Annotated in this window: 19 protein-coding genes; 18 read left to right on the top strand and 1 reads right to left on the bottom strand. The window is 41.5% G+C overall.

Annotated elements, in window-relative coordinates; translation table 11 throughout:
* Positions 1–351: 351 nt before the first annotated feature.
* The 3 genes from ABWY16_RS05920 to gmd all read left to right on the top strand — a co-directional run bounded on the left by ABWY16_RS05920 (position 352) and on the right by gmd (position 3751).
* On the top strand, positions 352–651 hold the full coding sequence (locus ABWY16_RS05920) for a hypothetical protein (RefSeq protein WP_353903725.1): 300 nt from the start codon (positions 352–354) through the stop codon (positions 649–651).
* Positions 652–1475: 824 nt separating this feature from the next.
* Positions 1476–2567, top strand: a complete 1092-nt coding sequence (locus ABWY16_RS05915; protein ID WP_353903724.1) for a mannose-1-phosphate guanylyltransferase — start codon at positions 1476–1478, stop codon at positions 2565–2567.
* A gap of 47 nt (positions 2568–2614) precedes the next feature.
* Positions 2615–3751, top strand: a complete 1137-nt coding sequence (gmd, locus tag ABWY16_RS05910) for a GDP-mannose 4,6-dehydratase (RefSeq protein WP_353903723.1) — start codon at positions 2615–2617, stop codon at positions 3749–3751.
* Positions 3752–4010: 259 nt separating this feature from the next.
* Here gmd and ABWY16_RS05905 read toward each other — a convergent pair whose 3' ends face one another.
* Positions 4011–5078: an acyltransferase family protein gene (locus tag ABWY16_RS05905; protein WP_353903722.1), complete on the bottom strand. Its 1068-nt coding sequence runs from the start codon at positions 5076–5078 to the stop codon at positions 4011–4013.
* A gap of 1102 nt (positions 5079–6180) precedes the next feature.
* Here ABWY16_RS05905 and ABWY16_RS05900 point away from each other — a divergent pair.
* The 15 genes from ABWY16_RS05900 to ABWY16_RS05830 all read left to right on the top strand — a co-directional run.
* Entirely contained in the window at positions 6181–6993 is an 813-nt protein-coding gene (locus ABWY16_RS05900; protein WP_353903721.1) for a polysaccharide biosynthesis/export family protein, read from the top strand.
* Positions 6994–7019: 26 nt separating this feature from the next.
* Entirely contained in the window at positions 7020–9347 is a 2328-nt protein-coding gene (locus ABWY16_RS05895) for a GumC family protein (protein ID WP_353903720.1), read from the top strand.
* 9 nt (positions 9348–9356) lie between these two features.
* Positions 9357–10661, top strand: a complete 1305-nt coding sequence (locus ABWY16_RS05890; protein ID WP_353903719.1) for an MATE family efflux transporter — start codon at positions 9357–9359, stop codon at positions 10659–10661.
* Positions 10654–11391 carry a CatB-related O-acetyltransferase gene (locus tag ABWY16_RS05885; RefSeq protein WP_353903718.1) on the top strand — a complete coding sequence of 246 codons (738 nt, stop codon included), beginning with the start codon at positions 10654–10656 and terminating at the stop codon, positions 11389–11391. Before ABWY16_RS05890 ends, ABWY16_RS05885 begins: the two co-directional genes overlap by 8 nt.
* A 5-nt stretch (positions 11392–11396) precedes the next feature.
* Positions 11397–12512: a glycosyltransferase family protein gene (locus tag ABWY16_RS05880; protein ID WP_353903717.1), complete on the top strand. Its 1116-nt coding sequence runs from the start codon at positions 11397–11399 to the stop codon at positions 12510–12512.
* Positions 12513–12515: 3 nt separating this feature from the next.
* Positions 12516–13052 carry an acyltransferase gene (locus ABWY16_RS05875; protein WP_353903716.1) on the top strand — a complete coding sequence of 179 codons (537 nt, stop codon included), beginning with the start codon at positions 12516–12518 and terminating at the stop codon, positions 13050–13052.
* Positions 13049–13621, top strand: coding sequence for an acyltransferase (locus tag ABWY16_RS05870; protein ID WP_353903715.1), 573 nt, complete (start codon positions 13049–13051; stop codon positions 13619–13621). Before ABWY16_RS05875 ends, ABWY16_RS05870 begins: the two co-directional genes overlap by 4 nt.
* A gap of 16 nt (positions 13622–13637) precedes the next feature.
* Complete coding sequence (locus ABWY16_RS05865; RefSeq protein ID WP_353903714.1) at positions 13638–14765, top strand: glycosyltransferase family protein; 1128 nt, start codon at positions 13638–13640, stop codon at positions 14763–14765.
* Position 14766: 1 nt separating this feature from the next.
* Positions 14767–15360, top strand: coding sequence for an acyltransferase (locus ABWY16_RS05860; RefSeq protein ID WP_353903713.1), 594 nt, complete (start codon positions 14767–14769; stop codon positions 15358–15360).
* A 22-nt stretch (positions 15361–15382) separates the two neighbouring features.
* The gene (locus ABWY16_RS05855) at positions 15383–16621 is read left to right on the top strand and encodes a glycosyltransferase family 4 protein (protein ID WP_353903712.1); all 1239 of its coding nucleotides are present in this window, start codon (positions 15383–15385) and stop codon (positions 16619–16621) included.
* Positions 16570–17979 carry a hypothetical protein gene (locus ABWY16_RS05850; RefSeq protein WP_353903711.1) on the top strand — a complete coding sequence of 470 codons (1410 nt, stop codon included), beginning with the start codon at positions 16570–16572 and terminating at the stop codon, positions 17977–17979. The genes ABWY16_RS05855 and ABWY16_RS05850 overlap by 52 nt, the downstream gene beginning before the upstream one ends.
* Entirely contained in the window at positions 17976–19145 is a 1170-nt protein-coding gene (locus ABWY16_RS05845) for a glycosyltransferase (RefSeq protein ID WP_353903710.1), read from the top strand. Before ABWY16_RS05850 ends, ABWY16_RS05845 begins: the two co-directional genes overlap by 4 nt.
* A 3-nt stretch (positions 19146–19148) precedes the next feature.
* Positions 19149–20291 (top strand): XrtY-associated glycosyltransferase XYAG1, encoded by a 1143-nt coding sequence (locus ABWY16_RS05840; RefSeq protein ID WP_353903709.1) that lies wholly within the window; start codon positions 19149–19151, stop codon positions 20289–20291.
* 3 nt (positions 20292–20294) lie between these two features.
* Positions 20295–21086 (top strand): glycosyltransferase family 2 protein, encoded by a 792-nt coding sequence (locus ABWY16_RS05835; RefSeq protein WP_353903708.1) that lies wholly within the window; start codon positions 20295–20297, stop codon positions 21084–21086.
* The coding region (locus tag ABWY16_RS05830) for an LbetaH domain-containing protein (protein WP_502930985.1) at positions 21086–21359 on the top strand (274 nt) is incomplete at its 3' end. The genes ABWY16_RS05835 and ABWY16_RS05830, both read left to right, overlap by 1 nt.

Below are 21359 nucleotides of genomic sequence, written 5' to 3'. Positions count from 1 at the left end.
TTTGGCACGACAGTATTTTATGTTATTTAGGATAACTAGTGTACTCAATTCCCCACACGCTACAAATTGGGGTTGTCTGGTTTGTTAACCAAATTTCTTTCAAATTATTTCATGTGTCATTTGACCCATGGAAATTGTCATGAATTTTGTACTTTGGATTAGCGGCCTTATTATTGATATAGATTTGATAGCGTTTCTGAAAAAAAATCACTTATTTGTGTACCAAAAGAATGTGAAAAATAACGAGGAAATAAGTCTACACTTTTGTATCTTTACCTGTAGTCATACCAGTTGTACGTTTTATTTTAAAAAAAAAATAATTTTTATAAATCTTCGCTAATTCCTGCTTCTATGAATATTATCATGACTACTTCGGGATACATCCTCCGTTTCAAAGATCTGATCTCTGCTAAATTCAATGGTTTGCTGAATTCAGGTACTTCATCACATCAGGGATTTGCCATGGCCGAAGCACGGGACGCTGGTTTTACAAAAGAGAACGCACTGCATTATTTGCTGGATCAGGGAAAATCATTTCATGAAGCTGAACTTGTGATTGCGACGCTTGAGGAGTGGGGTTTGGAGCTTGATCAGGTTACTTCAATGAATTTTGAAGTTCACGGCAATTCTGTATGGATTAAAGCGGATTAGATAGCTATTGTGTCGGTTCGATTTTTTTTTGTGTTCCCGCCTTTTTTCTAATATAGACTTTAGCCCAGCAGTTATTGCATCTGTACCTCTTTATATCCATCCAGAAAAGCAGATGTTTTACAAAGAAGTCCCGGGGGACCCTGCGGTCCAGATGCCCGACTTTACATTTAGGACATCTCAAATATACCTTTTCAGCTTTGACCCACAGTGGCTGTGAATCGTCAGACATCGAATTTTGAGTAGCGTTTATCAATTTGATGGTATTTAAGGGTTCATGATCAGGGTTAATTTTGTAACATTATCGAGATGCGGCTCATGCTGTTGTTTGTTTACGGTTTAATTTGTTTCTTTAGACAAATATACAATACCGTGATTAATAAAAGAGCTAAAAGTTGTCTACTTTCACTTAGTTTATCTTATGTTCTTATGGAGACAGTTCGTGATTGTAATTATAAAATATAGATTGTTTAAGGGTAATAAAATGCACTCAGGATAATATTCGCGAAATCAGGTCAGGTTTGAACATTGCTAAAAGCTTTCTTTTATACAATAAAAATTATAGCTTTGTGTAAATAGCGCACTCCATTTTTGTGTAAAGCAGATTGATGTTCTTAAAACCGCTGTAATGCATTAATTTCATTCGTTTCTGCTATAGAACATTTATTTTTTGGAAAATATATACGAAATTGTTACATTGGTGCGTTATTTGATTGGCAGTGTATTATGTACACTATGACCGAGATTGGTGTTGTTCTGACATATTGAAAATTTAGCCCTTGAAAAGGGACCTGTGCTTTTTAATTATTATAAAAGAATATAAGCGAATGAATGACACCTCATTAGAAAACACCTATGTCCTGATTATGGCGGGTGGTGTAGGCAGCAGATTTTGGCCTAAAAGCAGGAATAGCTTTCCTAAACAGTTTATTGACATCATGGGGATGGGAAAATCCCTGTTACAATTGACTTATGAACGCTTTCTTCATGTTTGCTCAAAGGATAATATATATATCCTTTCCAACGAGCAGTATTCGGACCTGGTATCCACGCAGCTACCGGATCTTCCTTTAGCCAATATCATAGCTGAGCCGAGCCGCAACAATACTGCGCCATGTATTGCCTACGCCTCTTTCAAGATCCGCCAGTTAAATCCTGATGCCAGGATAGTGGTAGCACCTTCTGACCATCTGATCTTAAACGAGCCTGTTTTTCTGGAAAAGATTAATCAGGCTCTTTCATTTATAGGGGAACAGGATGCATTGGTAACACTGGGAATTACCCCAACACGCCCCGATACGGGGTATGGCTATATCAATTATGAAAAAGCCGAAGTGGAAGGTTTGCATAAAGTGATCCGCTTTCTGGAAAAACCTAACCTGGAGAAAGCTCAGGAATTTGTAGCCAGCGGTGACTACCTTTGGAATGCAGGAATTTTTATCTGGAGTGCAAAGGCCATTTTGTCTGCCCTTGCCATCCATTCTCCGTCTATATACAATCTGTTTGAAAAAGGAGAGGACGTGTACAATACACCGGAGGAAGGATCCTTTATTCAGGACAATTATCCTTTATCTGAAAATATTTCCATTGATTATGCAATTATGGAAAAAGCAGAAAATGTGTATACAATTCCGGGAGACTTTGGATGGTCTGATCTGGGAACCTGGGCATCATTGTATGACGTGGTAGAGAAGGACGAACACAACAATGCGTTTTCCGGCCATACCCTTAACTTTTCGGAAACAACCAACTGTATGATCCAGATCCCTAAGGATAAGGTAGCGGTAATTAAAGGACTGGATAACTTCATTGTAGTGGATGACGGTAAAGTTCTGCTGATTTATCCTAAAGCAAACGAACAGGAAATCAAGGAAGTTTCAAAAGCGATCGTAATTGATTGCGGAGAGAGTTTCGCTTAAAACATATTATTATAATAATCTAATTATAAACTCATAAACATTAATCAATGAAAGTTGCCCTAATTACAGGAGTTACAGGCCAGGATGGAGCCTATTTAGCAGAGTTCTTATTAAAAAAAGGATATTTTGTACATGGTGTAAAAAGAAGATCTTCGATGTTCAACACAGACCGTATAGATCACCTTTATCAGGATCAGCATGAAAACGGAGTGAATTTTAAACTTCATTTTGGTGACCTTACGGATTCTACAAACCTGATCCGTATCATCCAGGAAACACAGCCGGACGAAATCTATAACCTTGCTGCGATGAGCCACGTTAAAGTGAGTTTTGATACGCCTGAATACACTGCTAATGCGGATGGTATCGGTACCCTGAGATTACTGGAAGCAGTGAGAATCTTAGGTCTGGAGAAAAAAACACGTATCTATCAGGCTTCAACTTCTGAGTTATATGGTTTGGTACAAGCTGTACCTCAAAGTGAAACTACCCCATTCTACCCACGTTCACCATATGCGGTAGCTAAAATTTACGGTTACTGGATCACAGTAAACTACAGAGAGGCATACAATATGTTTGCCTGCAACGGAATCCTTTTTAACCACGAAAGTCCTTTAAGGGGAGAGACTTTTGTAACACGTAAAATCACACGTGCTGCAGCTAAGATCTCTCTTGGTCTGCAAAAATGTCTTTACCTGGGTAACCTTTCGGCAAAACGCGACTGGGGACATGCAAAAGATTATATCGAAGCCATGTGGTTGATCCTGCAACAGGATAAAGCAGAAGACTATGTTATTGCTACTGGTATTACAACTACAGTTAGAGACTTTGTGAAAATGAGTTTTGCGGAACTTGGTATTACTGTAGAATTCAAAGGAGAAGGCGCTGAAGAAAGTGGTGTTGTTGCTGCGATTGATCAGAATGTTGTTGCTGAACTGGGACTGAATGTAGCTGACCTTGCAATAGGTGCTACAGTAGTTAAAGTTGACCCGGCATATTTCCGTCCTACAGAGGTAGATTTATTGTTGGGAGATCCTACAAAATCTAAAACTCAGCTGGGCTGGGAACCTAAATACGACTTGCCTTTATTGGTGCAGGACATGGTTAAGTCTGACTTGCAACTGATGAAAAAAGACGAATATTTAAGACTTGGAGGTTTCAAGACCCTCAACAACTTCGAATAAGAAATAGAAATCCTGACCGGTACAGCTGGTCAGGATTTTTTGTATACAAGGGATTTGCTATTTTGATATTACAGATTTAACAATGGATTTGGAAGAATTCTGTAAATCAATAAGTTTGTTGACTAATTTCCCGTAACCATGCAGATGCAGCCAGGCAATTGAAAGCCTGAAGAATTAAAACCAATTTCGTTCATAAGCTATTAAATATACGAAGCACGAAAGACAACCGCTTCTGCTTGGGCAGCTATGTTCAGCAGCCCTAATTAGCAACCAGGAATCCCAGCTTTAATGCTTTAAGCAGGTTAATGATAAGTAAGCAGATTGAGGTTATCAAAAGCGTTGAAAAAACAGGAATGACAACCGAAGCGCCCGGGAATTGCAGATGGATATTCATGGTATTCAATACCGGAAGAAGTGTGATGTATACTAATGGATTTAAGCAGAAGATGCCAAGTGTGTTTCTGGCAATCATGCTAACAGTTTTTGCAAGGGCTGCCGGAAGAGATTCATAGTCGATTTTATTCTCGAGTGTGCCTGCCAGTAGCATGGTAGAGATGAATACTCCGGGTATGAGGTATAGCGACACCTGCTGAGGATGCAGCCAGTAGATCTCTGCTGGAATTATTGCCAGTAAGATGATGCCTGCATATAATGGCAGCTGAAAGCTGAAAATGTTTCTGTGCGCATAGATAATGCCAAGGATTGCATAGGGCAGCCAGTAGATAAATACCCTGTCATTTATTTTACTGATGGCACTCACATGAAACCAGCCAGAATAAGAAAGACCGGCATAAAATAGTATACCACAGATAAATATCCAGGGTACGTATTTTATTAGCTTTTGACTAACGGTGGTAATCAATGGAAATAATAGTACCAATTGGAAAAGGATGATGAAATAGTACTGCCCGGACCATCCATAGCCTGAGAAATGTTTGGTAACAATTGCGGCGATACCTAAGTGTCTGAAATCTGCCAGAAGCAGGAAATAAACAACTGACCAGAACAGATAAGGAACAAATAAGCTGTAGAACTTTGGCATTACGCTCTCTCTGCCGCGTTTGATAACAGACTTCTCCATAAAGTAAGCCCAAAGAAATATGAATATAGGAACACAGAATCTTAGCGCCCGTTCTGCAAGCTGCATAACAGGAGCGTTTAGATCGAATCCTGATTCCGAATAGGTAATAAGTGAGGAGCCATGGATGTAAACAACAGATAGTATTGCAAGCACTTTTAAAATATCAGGCATGGCCTGACGTAGATTGGTGTTAGGTATTTTGACAACTGTAGGATGAGGTTCTGCGGCTAAATTTATCTCAGGCATAAAAACTGGGTTAAGTGCTAATTGTAAAATAGTTGTAGGTAAAGATAAATATTTAAAGGGATAAATTATTAATGTTGCCTACATTCGATTTATTGAGATTCTGAACATATTTTTAGATTACCCTTTCGCGCTGATGAATAGGAATAATACCATTGAATTAGCGATCAAAGCTCAATTTTAGCCCTTAAATTTAAGTTTTGGCTTGTTTTTTTTGGATACTGTTTAAAAAACGGAATTGTTTTGGAAATAGTACAGGAATATGAACATCGACTGCTACTCATTTTTTTCAATGTATTAACGCTGAAGTCTGACGGTTAAAATTACATATTGTAAAAATAACACTAACACTGCAGCAGCCATTTGAAAAACAGTGATTTATAGTTATCTTTAGTTGTGCTAAAACGATTGTTTAGCACTTGCCGGAATAAAATTGGTATTATAATTGATACATTGACCAATAATTGGCCTGTCGTATTATTTAATATTTAAGCTTAATTAGATAATTTGTGCAGATTCTTATTTATTATGCTTAATTAAATTGAGCTGTTATTTAGAATTTTAGTTGCCTGAACTGAAGTGAGATTTTTTTAATTTTTAACACGTATTTGGAATATTTTTGGAAGTAAAGCATCTCTACGTATGAATTTTTTCATTAATAAGCTTATATTGTAACGAATTTGATATAATATTAGACAAATAAACGCGTTTTATAAGCAAGAACGCCACTTTAGGCGTATTACAATGCATTTTGAATAATATTTGTCAGGAGTGGGATATGCTCCCTGATTTTAACATAAAGATAATTGAAAGATAACAGCTAATTATTCGTTTCTTTTCTTTGTTTTTTAGAAAAAATATTATCTTGCTTAAATATTTTTTTATAGTTTATCGTGACCTGATGTGCTGTTTTTTGATTTACTTAACAAATTATTAATGTTCTCATTATTAAGACAAAGAAATATAATAACAAAGCTTCACTGCTCAATATCTGACATTCATAGATGTGTCTCATCTAACATTCTGCTCTCGCAAATGGGTAGACTCTTTATAGCTTATTTTCTCCAACAGTCCATTTCCCTAATCTATAATCCGATATTCATTTATGAATAACTTGTACAAAAAAAGTGGCTTATTCTATCTATTGGCCTTTTCCTTTATCGTATTGATCTCTTCATGCGGAACCCCTCAGAACGTTATCTACTTTTCGGATCTTGATTCCACTAAAGTGAACAGTATTCCGGTGGCCAAATTTAAAGAGCCGCTGATACAGACTGATGATATACTCAGTATCAATATTCAAACTTTGGATATTGATGCTCCTCCGGGACTTAACCAGTCGACATCTTCAACAAGTTCAAGCAGCAGTTCTACTGAAGACAAATCATCATCTCAGCAGGGGGCAGTTGCCACAGGATTTCTTGTAGATGAGGATGGAAATGTTGAAATCCCTATGATCGGGCCACTGAAGCTTGCCGGACTGACAACTAATCAGGCCAGGGAACTGGTACGGAAAAGTGCTGCAAAATATTATAAAGACCCAACCGTACAGGTCAGGTTTGCCAATTATAAGATCACGATTCTTGGAGAGGTTACCCGTCCTTCTACCTATACCGTGCCCTATAAAAAAGTGACAGTACTGGACGCGATTTCTATGGCAGGAGACCTGACAATTTACGGTAAAAGGGAAAACATACTGTTAATGAGAGAAAATGGTGATCATAAAGATGTGGTGAGGCTTGATCTCAATTCATCCAGCCTGATGGCATCCCAATATTATTATTTGAAACAAAATGATATTATTTATGTGCAGCCTTCAAAGGCCAAAAGCGCTGCCAACAATGCTCCCCGGGTTCAGTTGATTACAATTGCTATAAGTGTGGCAACCCTGATAACTACCATTTTGCTAAGATTTTAAGTCGTCCATCAAATAAAGTATAGTATATGCCTCCACAAGAAGATGTCTTTGTAGAAAAAAATAAAATCAACTTTAAACAGCTTGCAGCTAAGATGCTCCGCAACTGGTATTGGTTGGTTTTATCCCTGGTTGTTTGTACAGCGTTATCCCTTGCTTATTTAAGATATGCAACACCTCTGTATTTCACTACTTCCAGAATTTTAATCAAAAGTGATGATAAAGCTTCTGTTGGCGATGATGCAATAGCTAAAGCACTTGGCGGACAGCTGGGGGCCAGCAGTTCTCTTGAAGGAGAGGCCGAGATCCTGAAAACAACTCACCTGATGAGTAAAGTAGTAAAGGACCTGAAATCTTACGTCAGCTATTTTCATAAGGGCCAGATAAGATCAGTTAACCTTTACAAGTTTGCGCCATTTAAATTGACTATCCTGGGCTCTCCGGATAGTATACAGCCAATTACACTGGAGGTAAGGCTAAATGGGACCAAAATCACCTTATCGAATGACAATTATAATAAACAGGTAAATTACTTCCAGCCCTTTATCATTCCTGGGTTGGGAAGAGTACAGATAGAGAAAGGGTTAACTGAACCGGAAAAAGATGTGGTTTATGAAGTGAAAGTAAACACTGTCAGACAAACTGTTGCTGGTCTGATCAAAAAACTGGATGTGGCTATTCCAATTAAACAGGCCGAAATTATCTCTTTAAGTTTAACCGATCAGGTTCCTGAGTATTCTGAGGACGTACTGAATAAACTGATTCAAAGTTATATTGATGGAAATATACTGGATAAAAACAAAGTTGCAGACAGTACCATCGCATTTATTGATAACAGGTTAATCTATGTAAGCCAGGAACTGGGAAGTATTGAAGGTAATGTCCAGTCATTTAAACAAAGAAATAAGATTGCTGACATTACTGCACAATCCGGTTTGCTGGTCACCTCAACAGGTGATAATATTGAGCAGGAATCGAAAATACAAACGCAGTTGAGTATTCTGAATTCGGTAGAAAATTACCTCACAAGCTCGGGTGTAAATGAAAGGATTATTCCAAGTGGTGCACTGCTTGAAGATCCGGGTTTTGCTTCCCTCGTGGAAAGGTATAACCTTATCGTATTGGAAAAAGAAAGAAGCAGCATCAGCAAAACTGAAGATAACCCTTACATGCAAAACCTGAACAACCAGATTGCAGGTGCAAAATCAGACATGCTGACGAGCCTAAAGGGATTGAGGAAATCACTGGAGATATCTAAAAATAAGATTCAGTCGCGCTCCGGTGAGCTGGCAGGACAGGTAAAAAAGGTTCCCGCAGTTGAGCGCACCTATCTTGATCTGGCAAGACAACAGCAGATCAAACAGGAGTTATACGTTTATCTGCTTACCAAAAAGGAAGAAACAGCTATATCGAAAACTTCAAATATCTCTAACTGTTCAGTAATCGAACCTCCTCTGACTATGGGGGCGGTGAGTCCTGTAAGGGCCAATATTCTCGGTTACGGTATATTTATGGGTATCCTGATTCCGATCGGGATCATTTTTATCGGCGACAGGTTGAACAACAAGATCAATTCCAAAGAGGATGTCACGTCAAATACCAACGTACCTATTATCGGTGAAATTGGCAAGAGCCCTGTGGCACTGGAAACTATTGTTGTTGAACAGGGATCAAGGACGCCAATTTCTGAACAGTTCAGGGCGCTGCGAACGAACCTTGGATTCTTTATGAAGGACACTGACAAAACGGTGCTCCTGACTTCCAGCATGTCTGGAGAGGGAAAATCATTTATATCACTTAATCTCGCAACAGTTCTTGCGATATCAGGTAAGAAGGTAGTAGTGATGGAAATGGATTTAAGAAAGCCAAATTTATCAAATAAACTAAACCTCAAAAATGATTTCGGTTTTACGAATTATATTGTGACAACCGAGCTTACTGCAGACAGTATTATTAAAAGTTCAGGAACACATGAAAATCTGTTCATTATCAGTTCCGGAAACATTCCGCCTAATCCAACTGAAATCATTTTGAACTCCCGTATGGATGACCTGATGGCAGTACTGAAAAATAAATTCGATTATGTAATCATTGATGCGCCACCGATAGGAATGGTTACTGATGCGCAGTTGCTGGGTAAATACGCAGACCTTACCCTATATATAGTACGTCAGGGTTATACAATGAGAGACCAGATGTCTATTCCGCAGGAGATTTATACCAACCGTAAGATGAACAATACTGCTATCCTGCTGAATGATGTAAAACAGGAAGGCGCTTATGGCTACGGCTATGGCTACGGTTACGGATTGGAAGAGGAAAAGAAAGGGTTCTTTTCAAAGTTTACAAAGCGTTAATCCTAATTTATGTTTGCAAATATCCAGCGCTTATATACAGATAAAAAGTTCACCAGGGTTTTTGAGTGGAGTAAACTTGTAGCGGTTACAGGCGGCGGACAAATCGTTGTACAACTTACTGGATTGCTGAGCGGCATCATGATCATAAGAATGCTGCCTACAGATCAATTTGCCTACTATACAATAGCAAATACGATGCTTTCTACTATTGTTCTGTTGTCTGATGGCGGAATCGGAACTGGTACTTTAGCATTTGGGGGTAAGGTGTGGAATGACAGGAAGGAACTGGGAACTGTTATATCGACTGCTATCAGATTGCGAAACAGGTTGGCAATAGGAAGTATAGGTATAGGAATACCTATAGTGATTTACCTGCTCCTGCACAATGGGGCAAGTGTGCTCACAGCAGTTTTAATCGCTGTTTCTATATTGCCCGCCATCCTGGCCGGATTAACTGACAGTCTGTTGGAAATACCGTTAAAACTGAACCAGAATATCGTGGCTTTGCAAAAAAATCAAATAATGTACAATCTTTCGAGGTTTGGATTTATCGTGATTTCTTTGTTTACGCTTCCATGGGTAACCATTATTTTGCTGGCAAATGGTATTCCGCGGATATGGGCAAATTTCAAACTGAGAAAAATTTCCAACCAGTACGCGGATGCAGGACAGCCGCATGATCAAAAGGTGCAGGACGGAATGTTCAGGATTGTGAAAAGGAGCATGCCCGAAATTATATACTATTGTTTGTCAGGGCAAATTACAATCTGGCTGATTTCACTCTATAGTTCTGTGCAGTCCATTGCTGAAATCGGCGCTATCAGCCGGATATCCTTGCTGATAAATCTGTTTTCTTCGATATTCACTACACTGGTAATCCCCAGGTTTGCCAAACTTAAGGAAGAGCGTGCAAGTCTGATCAAAAACCTGTTTATCATCTTCTTTTGTTCAATGCTGCTGTCGCTGTTCATTACAGCAGGCGCCTGGTTGTTTTCTGACCAGATCTTATGGCTGCTGGGTAAAAAGTATTCGGGGCTTAAGGTTGAACTTGTATTGAATATAGTAAGTACCTGTCTGGCAATGATATCGGGAGTGTTATTCCAGGTGTACTCCAGCCGCGGATGGGTAATGAACCCGGTAATATCTATAAGTTTAAATATCATTTTTCTTGTGATCGGTATCAGTGTAACTGACTTTAACTCGCTGAGATCGGTTATTGTATTTAACATTTTTGTAGGAACGCTGCAGTTGCTGATGCATCTGGTTTATGCACTCTTCAAAATGTCTAAAACCCCAGTGAAAGCCCATGATTAGAAAACTGAAAAAGATCTTCTGGGAGATGGCTACTTATCTTAAACATGCAAGTGTGTTAAGAGGTAGCGGGATAGTGATTAAAAACAGCAATGTGTCACATCATGGAGTTGAAATATATGGGAATGTAAGTATCCACAATTCGACCATAGATGAGCATAGCAAAATATACGATTTTTCAATAGTGACCAACTCTTCCCTGAAGGGGAATAAGATTGGAAAAAATTGTGTTGTAGGCAACTGCAGCATAGGAATACACAGTTATGTAGCAGACTTTTCAATGGTCAATAATATCAGCATCGGAAAATTCTGTTCCATAGGCCCAGGGTTTAAATGTGGGCTGGGATCACATCCGCACAACTTTATCAGCTCCAGTCCCTTTTTTTATACGGAACTGAATGAAAGTGGAAAAGCGATCTACGAGGAGTATGATGAAATAAAGCTTGGAAATGATGTGTGGATTGGCGCTAACGTCTTTATTAAAGACGGGGTAACTGTAGGTGACGGAGCTATCATTGCTGCAGGTGCCGTGGTGTTGCATGATGTGGAAGATTATGCAATTGCAGGCGGGATACCTGCGAAAGTGATAAGGTACAGGCACGATGCCGATACCATAAAATCATTGAAAGGATTGGCCTGGTGGAATAAAGATATTGAATGGTTAAAAGCCAACAGACAGTACTTTCAAAAGGAGATATCCGGACTAAATGACATTAAAGGTATAACAGATTAAATAAGATGATGACGAAAATTTTATCCTTCCAATATAATTCTGTTTATCAGCACGGCGGCGCAGGCCGGGTGTTAAGGAGACTCTTTGAGGGGCGTGAGCATCAGGTTACTTCTATGTTTCTTAAAACACATCCGGGCACCGACAGAACTGGCCTGATCAAGGAAGTAGCTGTTCCTGTATTTCCATTACAGCGTCCATGGATGAGATGGCGCCTAAGAAACCTTGCCATTTGGCTGAGAGAGGTGTTTTTTTTGGAGCGTATCGTCAGGGATGTACGTAAAGCAGCTTCTTCATTAGATTTTGAGGTGATCCATACAGTTAACCATGGGCCATACTGCACGATTTTTTGTGACGAAGCATTCTCTGCTACACCTCTGTGGGTCTCATTCCATGACCATTTCTCTACCTGCAGCACGTTTGAAGATACCAGTAAGTTGTGGAACCGCTCGGTAAGACGATTGATGATATCCAGGGAAATGGGCATTGAATACCAACGCCTGTTTGGTGACAAACCTTTTGAACTGATTACCGATGGTGTGGCAACCGATGAAATCTCTGCGCCGAAAACAACTGCAGGATCTCCTTTAACAGTTTATTTTGCAGGACTGCTTCACCTGGAATATATTCCTCTGTTTGCAACTTTGGCTGATGCACTGGAATCGCTTTCAGCAGATGGCACAGCTGTCAAGTTGGTACTTCGGGGTACTCAGAAGCTCGACTTTCTGAACAATAGGTCTTTTGAAGTAGATTACCGCCAGGATTTTGTGACAGACGCACAGGTGAAGGCCGAACTGGATGCAGCTGATATTCTTTATTTGCCGATCAAGTTTAATGTGCCTGATTTTTATCTATACAGCTTATCTACTAAGCTGATCAGTTACCTGGGTGGGGCCGGGACTATACTTTATCATGGGCCAGGGGATGCAGCAGCCTGCAATTTGATCAGGGAATACAATGCAGGAGCTACTGCCACATCACTTGATAAAACAGAATTGAAAGAAAAAATACTTGAAATCATAAAAGGAGAAAATACATTCTCCGCAAATGCAAAGAAACTGGCCTCCGGTCAGTTTGATTTAAAAACAATAAAGGACCGCTTTTGGTCGGAAGAAAAGGTATAAGCTATGGCGAACCCACTATTATCAGACTTCAGGATCTATATCTGTAATGAACTTATCTCCCGCTTCCCAAGTCACAGGCTAAGGGGATGGTTCTACAGGAAGGTTATGGGCTTTCATATTGGAAATGGCAGCACGGTGTTTTTACACTGTACATTCGATTGTACACGCAGCTTTTCTATAGGAAACCACTCGGTAGTAAATGCCGGATGCAGGCTGGATACAAGGGGCGGAATCAAAATAGGTGATAACGTAGGGATCTCTCAGGGGGTAATTATCCTCACTGCGGATCATGACATGAGCCTCGCTGATTTTGGCGGCCGGAACAGGGAAGTAGTGATTGAAGATTATGCTTTTGTGGGTACCAGGGCGATGATCCTGCCGGGCCTGACCATTGGTAAAGGGGCAATCGTTGCTGCAGGTGCAACTGTAACGAAGGACGTTCCTCCGTACGCAGTAGTAGCCGGGATGCCTGCAAAGGTGATCAAAGAACGAAGACAGGATTTAAATTATAGTGCTGAATATTTTAGAAAGTTCCAATGAGTTACCTGATACAACAAAGTGCCTTTATCCTGCGGTTTCGCTACAAAGCGAAAGCAATGGGACTGCTGCGGAAAATCTGGTACCAGTTTCAGGGAATGAAGGTTGGAGCAGGAACGGTACTGCCAAAGATTTACGTGACCTGGCCGCACCAGGTGCTGATTGGCGCCAACTGCCTGCTGGAACACCAGGTATACTTTAAATACGATGGCATCTGGAAGAAAGGCCCCTCTATTGTTTTGGGGGATAAAATCTTCCTGGGAACAGGTTGTGAGTTTAATATCAACCACGGGATTACCATTGGAGATGATGCCCTGATTGCATCGGGCAGCAGATTTATAGACCATGACCATGGCTATGAACTGGGCATCCCGATGAACAGGCAGCCAGGAAACGGCAAACCGATCACGATCGGGAAGGATGTTTGGATTGGTTGTAACGCTGTAGTGCTAAAAGGGGTAGATATAGGTGAAGGAGCAATAGTGGCTGCCGGCGCGGTGGTAACTAAATCAATACTACCCAGAGAAATATGGGCAGGGATACCTGCCAGAAAAATTGGAGAAAGAAAGTGATAACTGTAGATCAAAAATGAAGATTATTTTCCTTTGCGGCTCATTAGAGCCGGGACGAGATGGTGTTGGAGATTACGTAAGATGTTTAAGTGCTGAACTTATTCGTCAGGGGCATCATATTGCCGCTGCGGGAATCAATGACGGTCATATTTCTGAAATGCAGAACAGTGGGTTGCAGGGGCCGGAAGCGCTTTCTGTACTGAGGCTGCCATCAAATCTGGCAGAGGAAGACAGGATGGCCTTATTAAGGGTTTTCATAGATTCTTTTAATCCCGAATGGATAAGCCTTCAGTTTGTTGCGTTTTCGTTTCATCCGAAAGGCCTCACATTTGGTCTCGCCAGTAAATTAAAGGCTGCCGGAAACGGCAGAAAATGGCAGATCATGTTTCATGAACTCTGGGTGGGCATGTCTGCTGAAGCCAGCAGAAAAGAAACCGTCTGGGGAAAAGTGCAGCTGCTGCTGATCAAATCAATGATCAGGAAAATACAACCAAAAGTGATCCATACCCAGTCTGATCTGTATAAAAAACAGCTGGAAAGAATTGGCAGTAGCGCAGAGCTGCTACCGCTGTTCTCTAATATTCAGGTAGTTGACCCTGAACAGATCAAAGCCAAGATCAGCAGAGGGATTAAGATTGAAAATAAGATCAGTATTGTAGTTTTCGGCGGTATTCACGTGGGCGGGCCAATTAGCCAGCTGGCGAAGGAAGCCAAGAAATATGCAGATAACCATGCGCTTGAGATTGAACTTGTGATAGTAGGCAGAAATGGTAAAGAACAGGAACGATGGGTGAAGGAATGGCAGAGCGCTGGTTTGACTATCACACAGATGGGCGAACAAAGCGCAGAACGCGTATCAGAAATTCTGAGCACATATGATTTTGGGTTTTTCACAACGCCTGTAGCATTAGTAGAGAAAAGTGGATCTGTAGCTGCAATGCGTGCGCATGGGATTCACTTATTATGTGTATCCCGCGAATGGAATGCCGAAGGGATAAAGACAGCAGATAATCCTTATGGGATTAGTGAATATGAAGTGGGAGGCTTGGCTGCGTTTTTTGAGCAGAAGCCTGACTTTAGCTACATGCCCACGTTAAGCATTGTTGCAGAACAATTTGTTAATAATTTATTGATAAGCAGTTGATATGGCGAGTTTACACTATTTATTTACACACCGGGCTAAGTTTCCTTTTGGCTCCAGGCCTTTCTTCAAAAGTTGGGCAAAAAGGATATTGTTGCTGCCCTCGCTGATAGTAATGAATTTGAAGCGGCAGCTGCTGGTGAGTAAAGGAGCTAGGATAGATGGCAGAGCTGAACTGGGGAAAATAAAGGTGGACGGCCGCAAGAGTAACCTGACAATTGGAAGTCAGTCCTTTTTAGGGCGAGTTACCATCGCCTTACATGATGAAGTAGTTATCGGAAACAAAGTCTGCGTCAATGATGGTGTGGAGATTTTGACGGCCTCTCATGATGTGATGGACCCGGAATGGAAACATGTAAAGGGAAAAATAACAATTGAAGATTATGCCTGGATTGGTACGGGCGCAATGATATTGCCAGGAGTAACTATTGGAAGAGGTGCTGTGGTAGGTGCAAGAGCTGTAGTAAGCAGAGATGTTGCCCCCAGTGCTATCGTAGTAGGGGTACCCGCTGTGCCGATTTCAAAAAAAAGAACTGAAAACCTGACTTATGATCCCTGTGAGTTCCTTGCCGCTAACCGCGCCTGGTTGATAGGATAGATCAAATAAATGCTGAGAAAAAATGAAAATTGCCGTAACACATCCAACAGGTAACCGTAATGTAAGAGCCGTCATGTCTTCTTTCCAAGATGCTGGTGTTTTGGCTTTTTTCAGTACCACACTGGCTATAAACCCGGATCATTACCTGCTAAAGCTTTTGCCGGAAAGAGTAAGTAAGGAGCTGATCAGAAGATCTTACCCTCTGAGTTACGGACTAATCCGTAGCAGGCCGATGCTGGAGGTATTACGGAATGTGCTGCCCAAGCTGGGATTTAAAAACGCAGTGGCACATGAAACCGGATTTGCCAGTGTAGACAAAATCTATGAAGATCTTGATAAAGCTACTGCCGCGATTTTAAATTCAGAAAACAGGAAACATAAGATCGATGCGGTATATTGTTACGAAGACGGTGCTGTAGAGACTTTCATTGCAGCAAAGAAACTTGGCATGGAGTGTCTTTATGACTTGCCCATCGGATACTGGAGGTCTGCAAGAAACCTGCTAACCGCAGAAAAAGAACGCTGGCCGGAATATGCATCAACATTAGTGGGGTTCAGGGACTCTCAAAGAAAGCTGGACCGTAAAGACGAGGAACTCAGACTGGCGGAAAGGATATTTGTTGCAAGCAGTTTTACTGCAAAAACACTAAACGATTATCCTGGAAAACTGGCGCCTGTAGAAGTGATCCCGTACGGCTTTCCTCCTGTAGTTGAAGACAGGGAATATTCTCTTGCGCATAACAGGCCTTTGAAACTACTTTTCGTAGGTGGCCTTTCGCAGAGAAAGGGTATTGCCGATCTGTTTGCTGCGGTAAAAAATATAGGTGATAGTGTTGAATTGACTGTAGTAGGCATGAAGATGAGTGTAGAATGCCCGGCATTGGATGTTGCGCTGAAAGAACATCACTGGATCCCAAGCCGCTCTCATCATGAAATTCTTGAGTTGATGAGAAGTCATGATGTATTTGTTTTTCCATCACTGTTTGAAGGGTTTGGATTGGTTATTACAGAAGCGATGTCACAGGGCACACCAGTAATTACTACAGACCGAACAGCGGGGCCTGACCTGATTACACATGGTAAAGATGGTTGGATCATTGAAGCCGGATCTACAGAGGCATTACAAAAGCAAATTGAAGAACTGATTACAAAGCCGGAAACAATTATTGCTGCCGGTAAAGCAGCCATGGAACGCGCTAAACAACGGCCATGGGAGAAATATGGACAGCAGTTGACGGCCGCTATAAGGAGAGCTATATAATGATGAAAACAAAGGAAGGCAAAAGTCAGCTCAAGAAAGCCATCTGGGCTTATTTCTTACTACTGATTTTTGAAGGCGCATTGAGGAAATGGGTACTTCCAGGATTAGCTACGCCTATTTTGCTGATCCGTGATCCTTTGGCTTTATGGATTATTTTTAAAGTATGGGAACAGGGTAAAATGCCCGATTCTATTTACCTCAAGGTTATGGTGATTCTTGGCACATTGGGCATATTTACGGCCCTGCTGTTTGGTCATGGAAATATCGCCGTTGCAATTTATGGTGCCAGGATACTACTGATCCATTTCCCGCTGATGTTTGCTATAGGTAGAGCATTTGACAGGGATGATGTGCTGCAGATAGCAAGGACAATAGTCTGGATTGCCATCCCCATGGCAGTGCTCATTGCAATGCAGTTTTATAGTCCGCAAAGCTCATTCGTGAACAGGGGTGTTGGGGGAAATTTAGAAGGAGGGGGATTTTCTGGCGCAATGGGTTTCTTTCGTCCTCCGGGAACATTTTCATTTACAAATGGTCTGGTGTCCTTTTTCTCGCTTGCCGCAAGTATGGTAGTCTACTTCTGGTTGAACCAGGGAATTAACAGAACTGTACTGATTGTCGCTACACTGGCAATTATTGCTGCAATCCCACTATCCATTAGCAGGACTCTGTTTTTTAGTATTGGTGTAGCGCTTATGTTTGCGGTTTCTGCTACGCTGCTCAACGGGAAGAATACAGGTAAGGTTATTACTACTGGATTTATCCTTGTCGTTGCACTAGCTATACTCAGCCAAATAACATTTTTTCAAACTGCAACTGAAGCTTTTACAGAAAGGCTGACAGGCGCGAACGAATCTGAAGGCGGAGTTAAAGGTGTATTGGGTGACAGGTATTTCGGGGGATTAGGCTCTGCCCTGTCCAATTCGACTGAACAGCCGTTTTTTGGCTTTGGAATCGGAATGGGCACCAATGTGGGAAGTAATTTGCTGACAGGTGGAACAAAATTTCTGATCTCAGAAGAGGAATGGGGCCGGGTTATTGGAGAAATGGGCGCAATCATGGGAATAGGGGTTATTTTAGTCAGGCTCGGACTGTCCCTGAAGCTTTTCATATTTGGTTACCGTCAAATGCTCAGGGGTGACCTTCTTCCATGGATGTTGCTAAGCTTCGCATTGCTTGTTATCCCACAGGGACAATGGGCACAGCCTACTTCTCTGGGATTCAGTACGCTAATAGGAGGGTTACTGTTTGCTTCGTTCAGCAAGGCAAAATCATCAGAAAAAAACACCGAAGATACCAATGATACAACTGTTGCAGCTGCTGCTGTAGGTTTAACAAAATATAAATATATACGATGAAGATAGTGTTTTTTGCCCATCCGTCTTTCTTAGGCTCGCAGAGCATGCCCCGCTTCGTCAATATGCTTGCGCAGGGAATGGAAGCCCGCGGGCATAAGGTAGAGGTTTGGAGCCCTGAGGCATATTTCTCGAATATACCTGTAACCAAAGTTAAAAAGTGGCTGGGATACATGGATCAGTATCTTGTTTTTCCGCGGCAGGTGAAGCAAAGAGTGAAAAAACAGCAGGAAAAAGTCTTGTATGTTGTAGCGGATAACGCACTTGGCCCTTATGTGCCATTGATCGCTGATCAGCCACATGTAATCCATTGCCATGATTTTTTGGCCCAGCGCTCTGCATTGGGAGAAATTCCTGAAAATGTGACCTCTGCAAGTGGTCAGAAATACCAGGAATTTATCCGCCGGGGTTACAGAAAGGGAAAGAACTTTATATCCGTATCAGAGAAAACAAGGACTGATCTGGCAGAGTTTCTTCTCAATCCGCCGCTGCGCTCTGAAATGGTCTATAATGGATTAAATCCTTCGTATCAGCTGGCCTCCCCGGCAGAGTCGAGATCAGCATTGACAGCAAAATTGGGAATAAACCTTGAAGCAGGTTATCTGCTGCATGTAGGAGGTAACCAGTGGTACAAAAACAGGATTGGGATCATAGAAATTTACGACCAGTGGAGGGAACGTTATGGTTTATCGCTCCCACTATTACTGATAGGGGAAGCACCTTCAGCTGCGCTTAAAGAAAGATATGAACGCTCACCGTACAAAAATGAAATCCACTTTTTAACTGGAGTGCAGGATGATACTGTAAGGCAGGCTTACTCAGGCGCAACAGTATTTATTTTCCCATCTATCGCTGAAGGATTCGGATGGCCGATAGCTGAGGCTATGGCATCGGGGACACTGGTAGTGACTACAGGGGAAAACCCCATGCTGGAAGTAGCTGGTGACGCGGCTTTCCTGATTGCAAGGAAGCCCTTTGAGAAAGAGAAAATTAAACAATGGGCCGCTGATGCTGCGGCCGTAGTAAACAAGGCTGTAAGCCTGACTGACATTGAAAGGCAGGAAGCTGTGACAAAAGGAATAGAGAATATACAAAAATTTAAAGCCGCAGACGCTCTTGATGCGATTGAACGCATCTACATAGATGTATTTAAAGATAAAGCTAATTAGAATATGAAGATACTGCACATTGTACCCTCTTATAAACCGGCATATATTTATGGCGGACCGATTGAATCAGTTTCAAAGTTATGCCAGGGCCTGGCTAAAGCAGGGAATACGGTAGATGTATACACTACCACTGCAAACGGCAAGGTAGAACTGGAAGTTGAACCTGGTAAAGTAATCGATGTGGATGGGGTAAATGTGACTTATTTCAAAAGGGAAACAAAAGACCATACGCATATATCACTCGGATTATGGGTACACCTATGGAAGAACGTAAAGTCATATGATATTGTCAACATTCAATCCTGGTGGAGTTTCCTGGTGATTGTGGCTGCTTGTATTTGTCATGTGAGGGGGGCTAAAGTTATAGTATCGCCCAGGGGAATGCTTAGTCCATACATCTTTAACTCCGGCCATGTAAAGAAAAAGAAGCTGATCCACGATTTTGTGGGAAGATGGGCACTGAGGAAATCCTGGTTCCATGCAACTGCTGAAGCCGAGGTGATAGAATGCAAAAAGGTGATCCCGGGTTGGAGAGGATTCATGATCGCAAATAATGTGACATTGCCTGATGTGCCGGTCATTAAAAAGGAAAATGATGTTTTCACCATGATCTTCATGTCGCGCTTACACCATAAAAAAGGAATTGAGATCCTCCTGCACGCACTGAGAGATGTGAATTTTCCAGTATTGCTGCAAATAGCAGGCTCTGGTGATAAAGATTATGTAAAAAAACTGAAACGACTGGTGAGAGATCTGAAGATTGAAAACAAGGTGGAATGGTTGGGATGGGTGAACCGCGAGACAAAATTTGATATCCTGATGAATGCTGATCTTTTTGTGCTGACTTCAATGAATGAAAATTTTGCGAATGTGGTAGTTGAATCGCTGCACATGGGCACCCCGGTATTATTGTCACAGGAAGTAGCTCTTTCTGCCTTTGTTGCTGACCACCAGCTTGGCTGGGTATCTTCCCTGAGTACTAAAGATGTAACAGCGAAGATTGACATGGCTAAAAATGATGTGGAGAAAAGGAAATGGATTGAAGATTCTGGCAGAAGGATTATTGAAGAAAACTTTTCTGAGAAGGTCCTGATAGCCCAGTACATGGAACACTATCAGGAGGTTATAAACGATACTAATATATAGAGCATGGAACTCATCAAATCAACTGTACTGCAGGCTTTAATTCTGACAAAGAATGAAGAACCTAATTTAAAAAGGGTGCTGGAGAAACTTAGCTGGCTGGAAAAGGTGGTGATTGTAGATAGTTACAGCACTGATGCTACTCTTGATATAGCTGCTTCTTTCAGTAATACGGTGGTAGTGCAGCGTCCTTTTGATTCCTTTGCCAGCCAGTGTAATTACGGGTTGGGATTGCTGGATTGTGAATGGGTACTCAGTCTTGATGCTGATTATGTGCTTACAGACGACTTTATTGCGGAAACCAAAAAATATGTAACTACAGGTAACAAAGCAGCGTATGCCACCAGCTTTAAATTTATGGTTTTTGGCAAACCCTTACTGAAAGATAATACAACGCCGCGCCCGGTACTGTTCAGAAAGGAAGCCGGAAGTTATTTTAATGATGGCCATGCCCACCGTTTATTGCTAAAGGGTGAACAGGGAAACTATAGTTCTTTTATTTTACATGACGACCGTAAGTCTTTGAGCAGATGGTTGAGTAATCAGGATGGTTACTCAGTAAAGGAATGTGAGAAACTGACCCACCATACCAATGGACCGCTGCCATTGAGCGGTAAGATCCGCAAAACAAAAATACTTGCCCCCTTTATGGTGTTCTTTTATTCACTATTCATCAAGGGATTGATATTTAATGGCTGGAGGGGATGGCATTATGTGCTGCAGCGGACAATGGTAGAAATAGTGATCGCGCTGCGCCTGATTGAAGAAGAAAAATTAAAAAAAGATATAGAGCTGTAATGAAAGAAGAACTGAACCGCTCAAAAGTAAAGCTGGGAAACTTTGACTCGACCGTTGGGTTGGACAGGGGGGCAGGCAAAATAAAAGAGATCTGCTGGTATTTTACCAAAATGATCTTCTTTTTATCCGCATTTCCCTGGCCAAGTAGTATAAAGTGTTCCCTGCTGCGATTCTTTGGAGCGAAGGTGGGTTCTGGGGTAAACATCAAGCCAAGGGTGAATATCCATTTCCCCTGGAAGCTGGTGGTAGGTAATGATGTATGGATAGGCGAAG

This window comes from Pedobacter sp., assembly GCF_040513095.1.
Taxonomy (GTDB): Bacteria; Bacteroidota; Bacteroidia; order Sphingobacteriales; family Sphingobacteriaceae; genus Pedobacter.
Note: the sequence above shows the minus strand (reverse complement) of the source record. Positions and strands in the feature narration are given on the sequence as shown.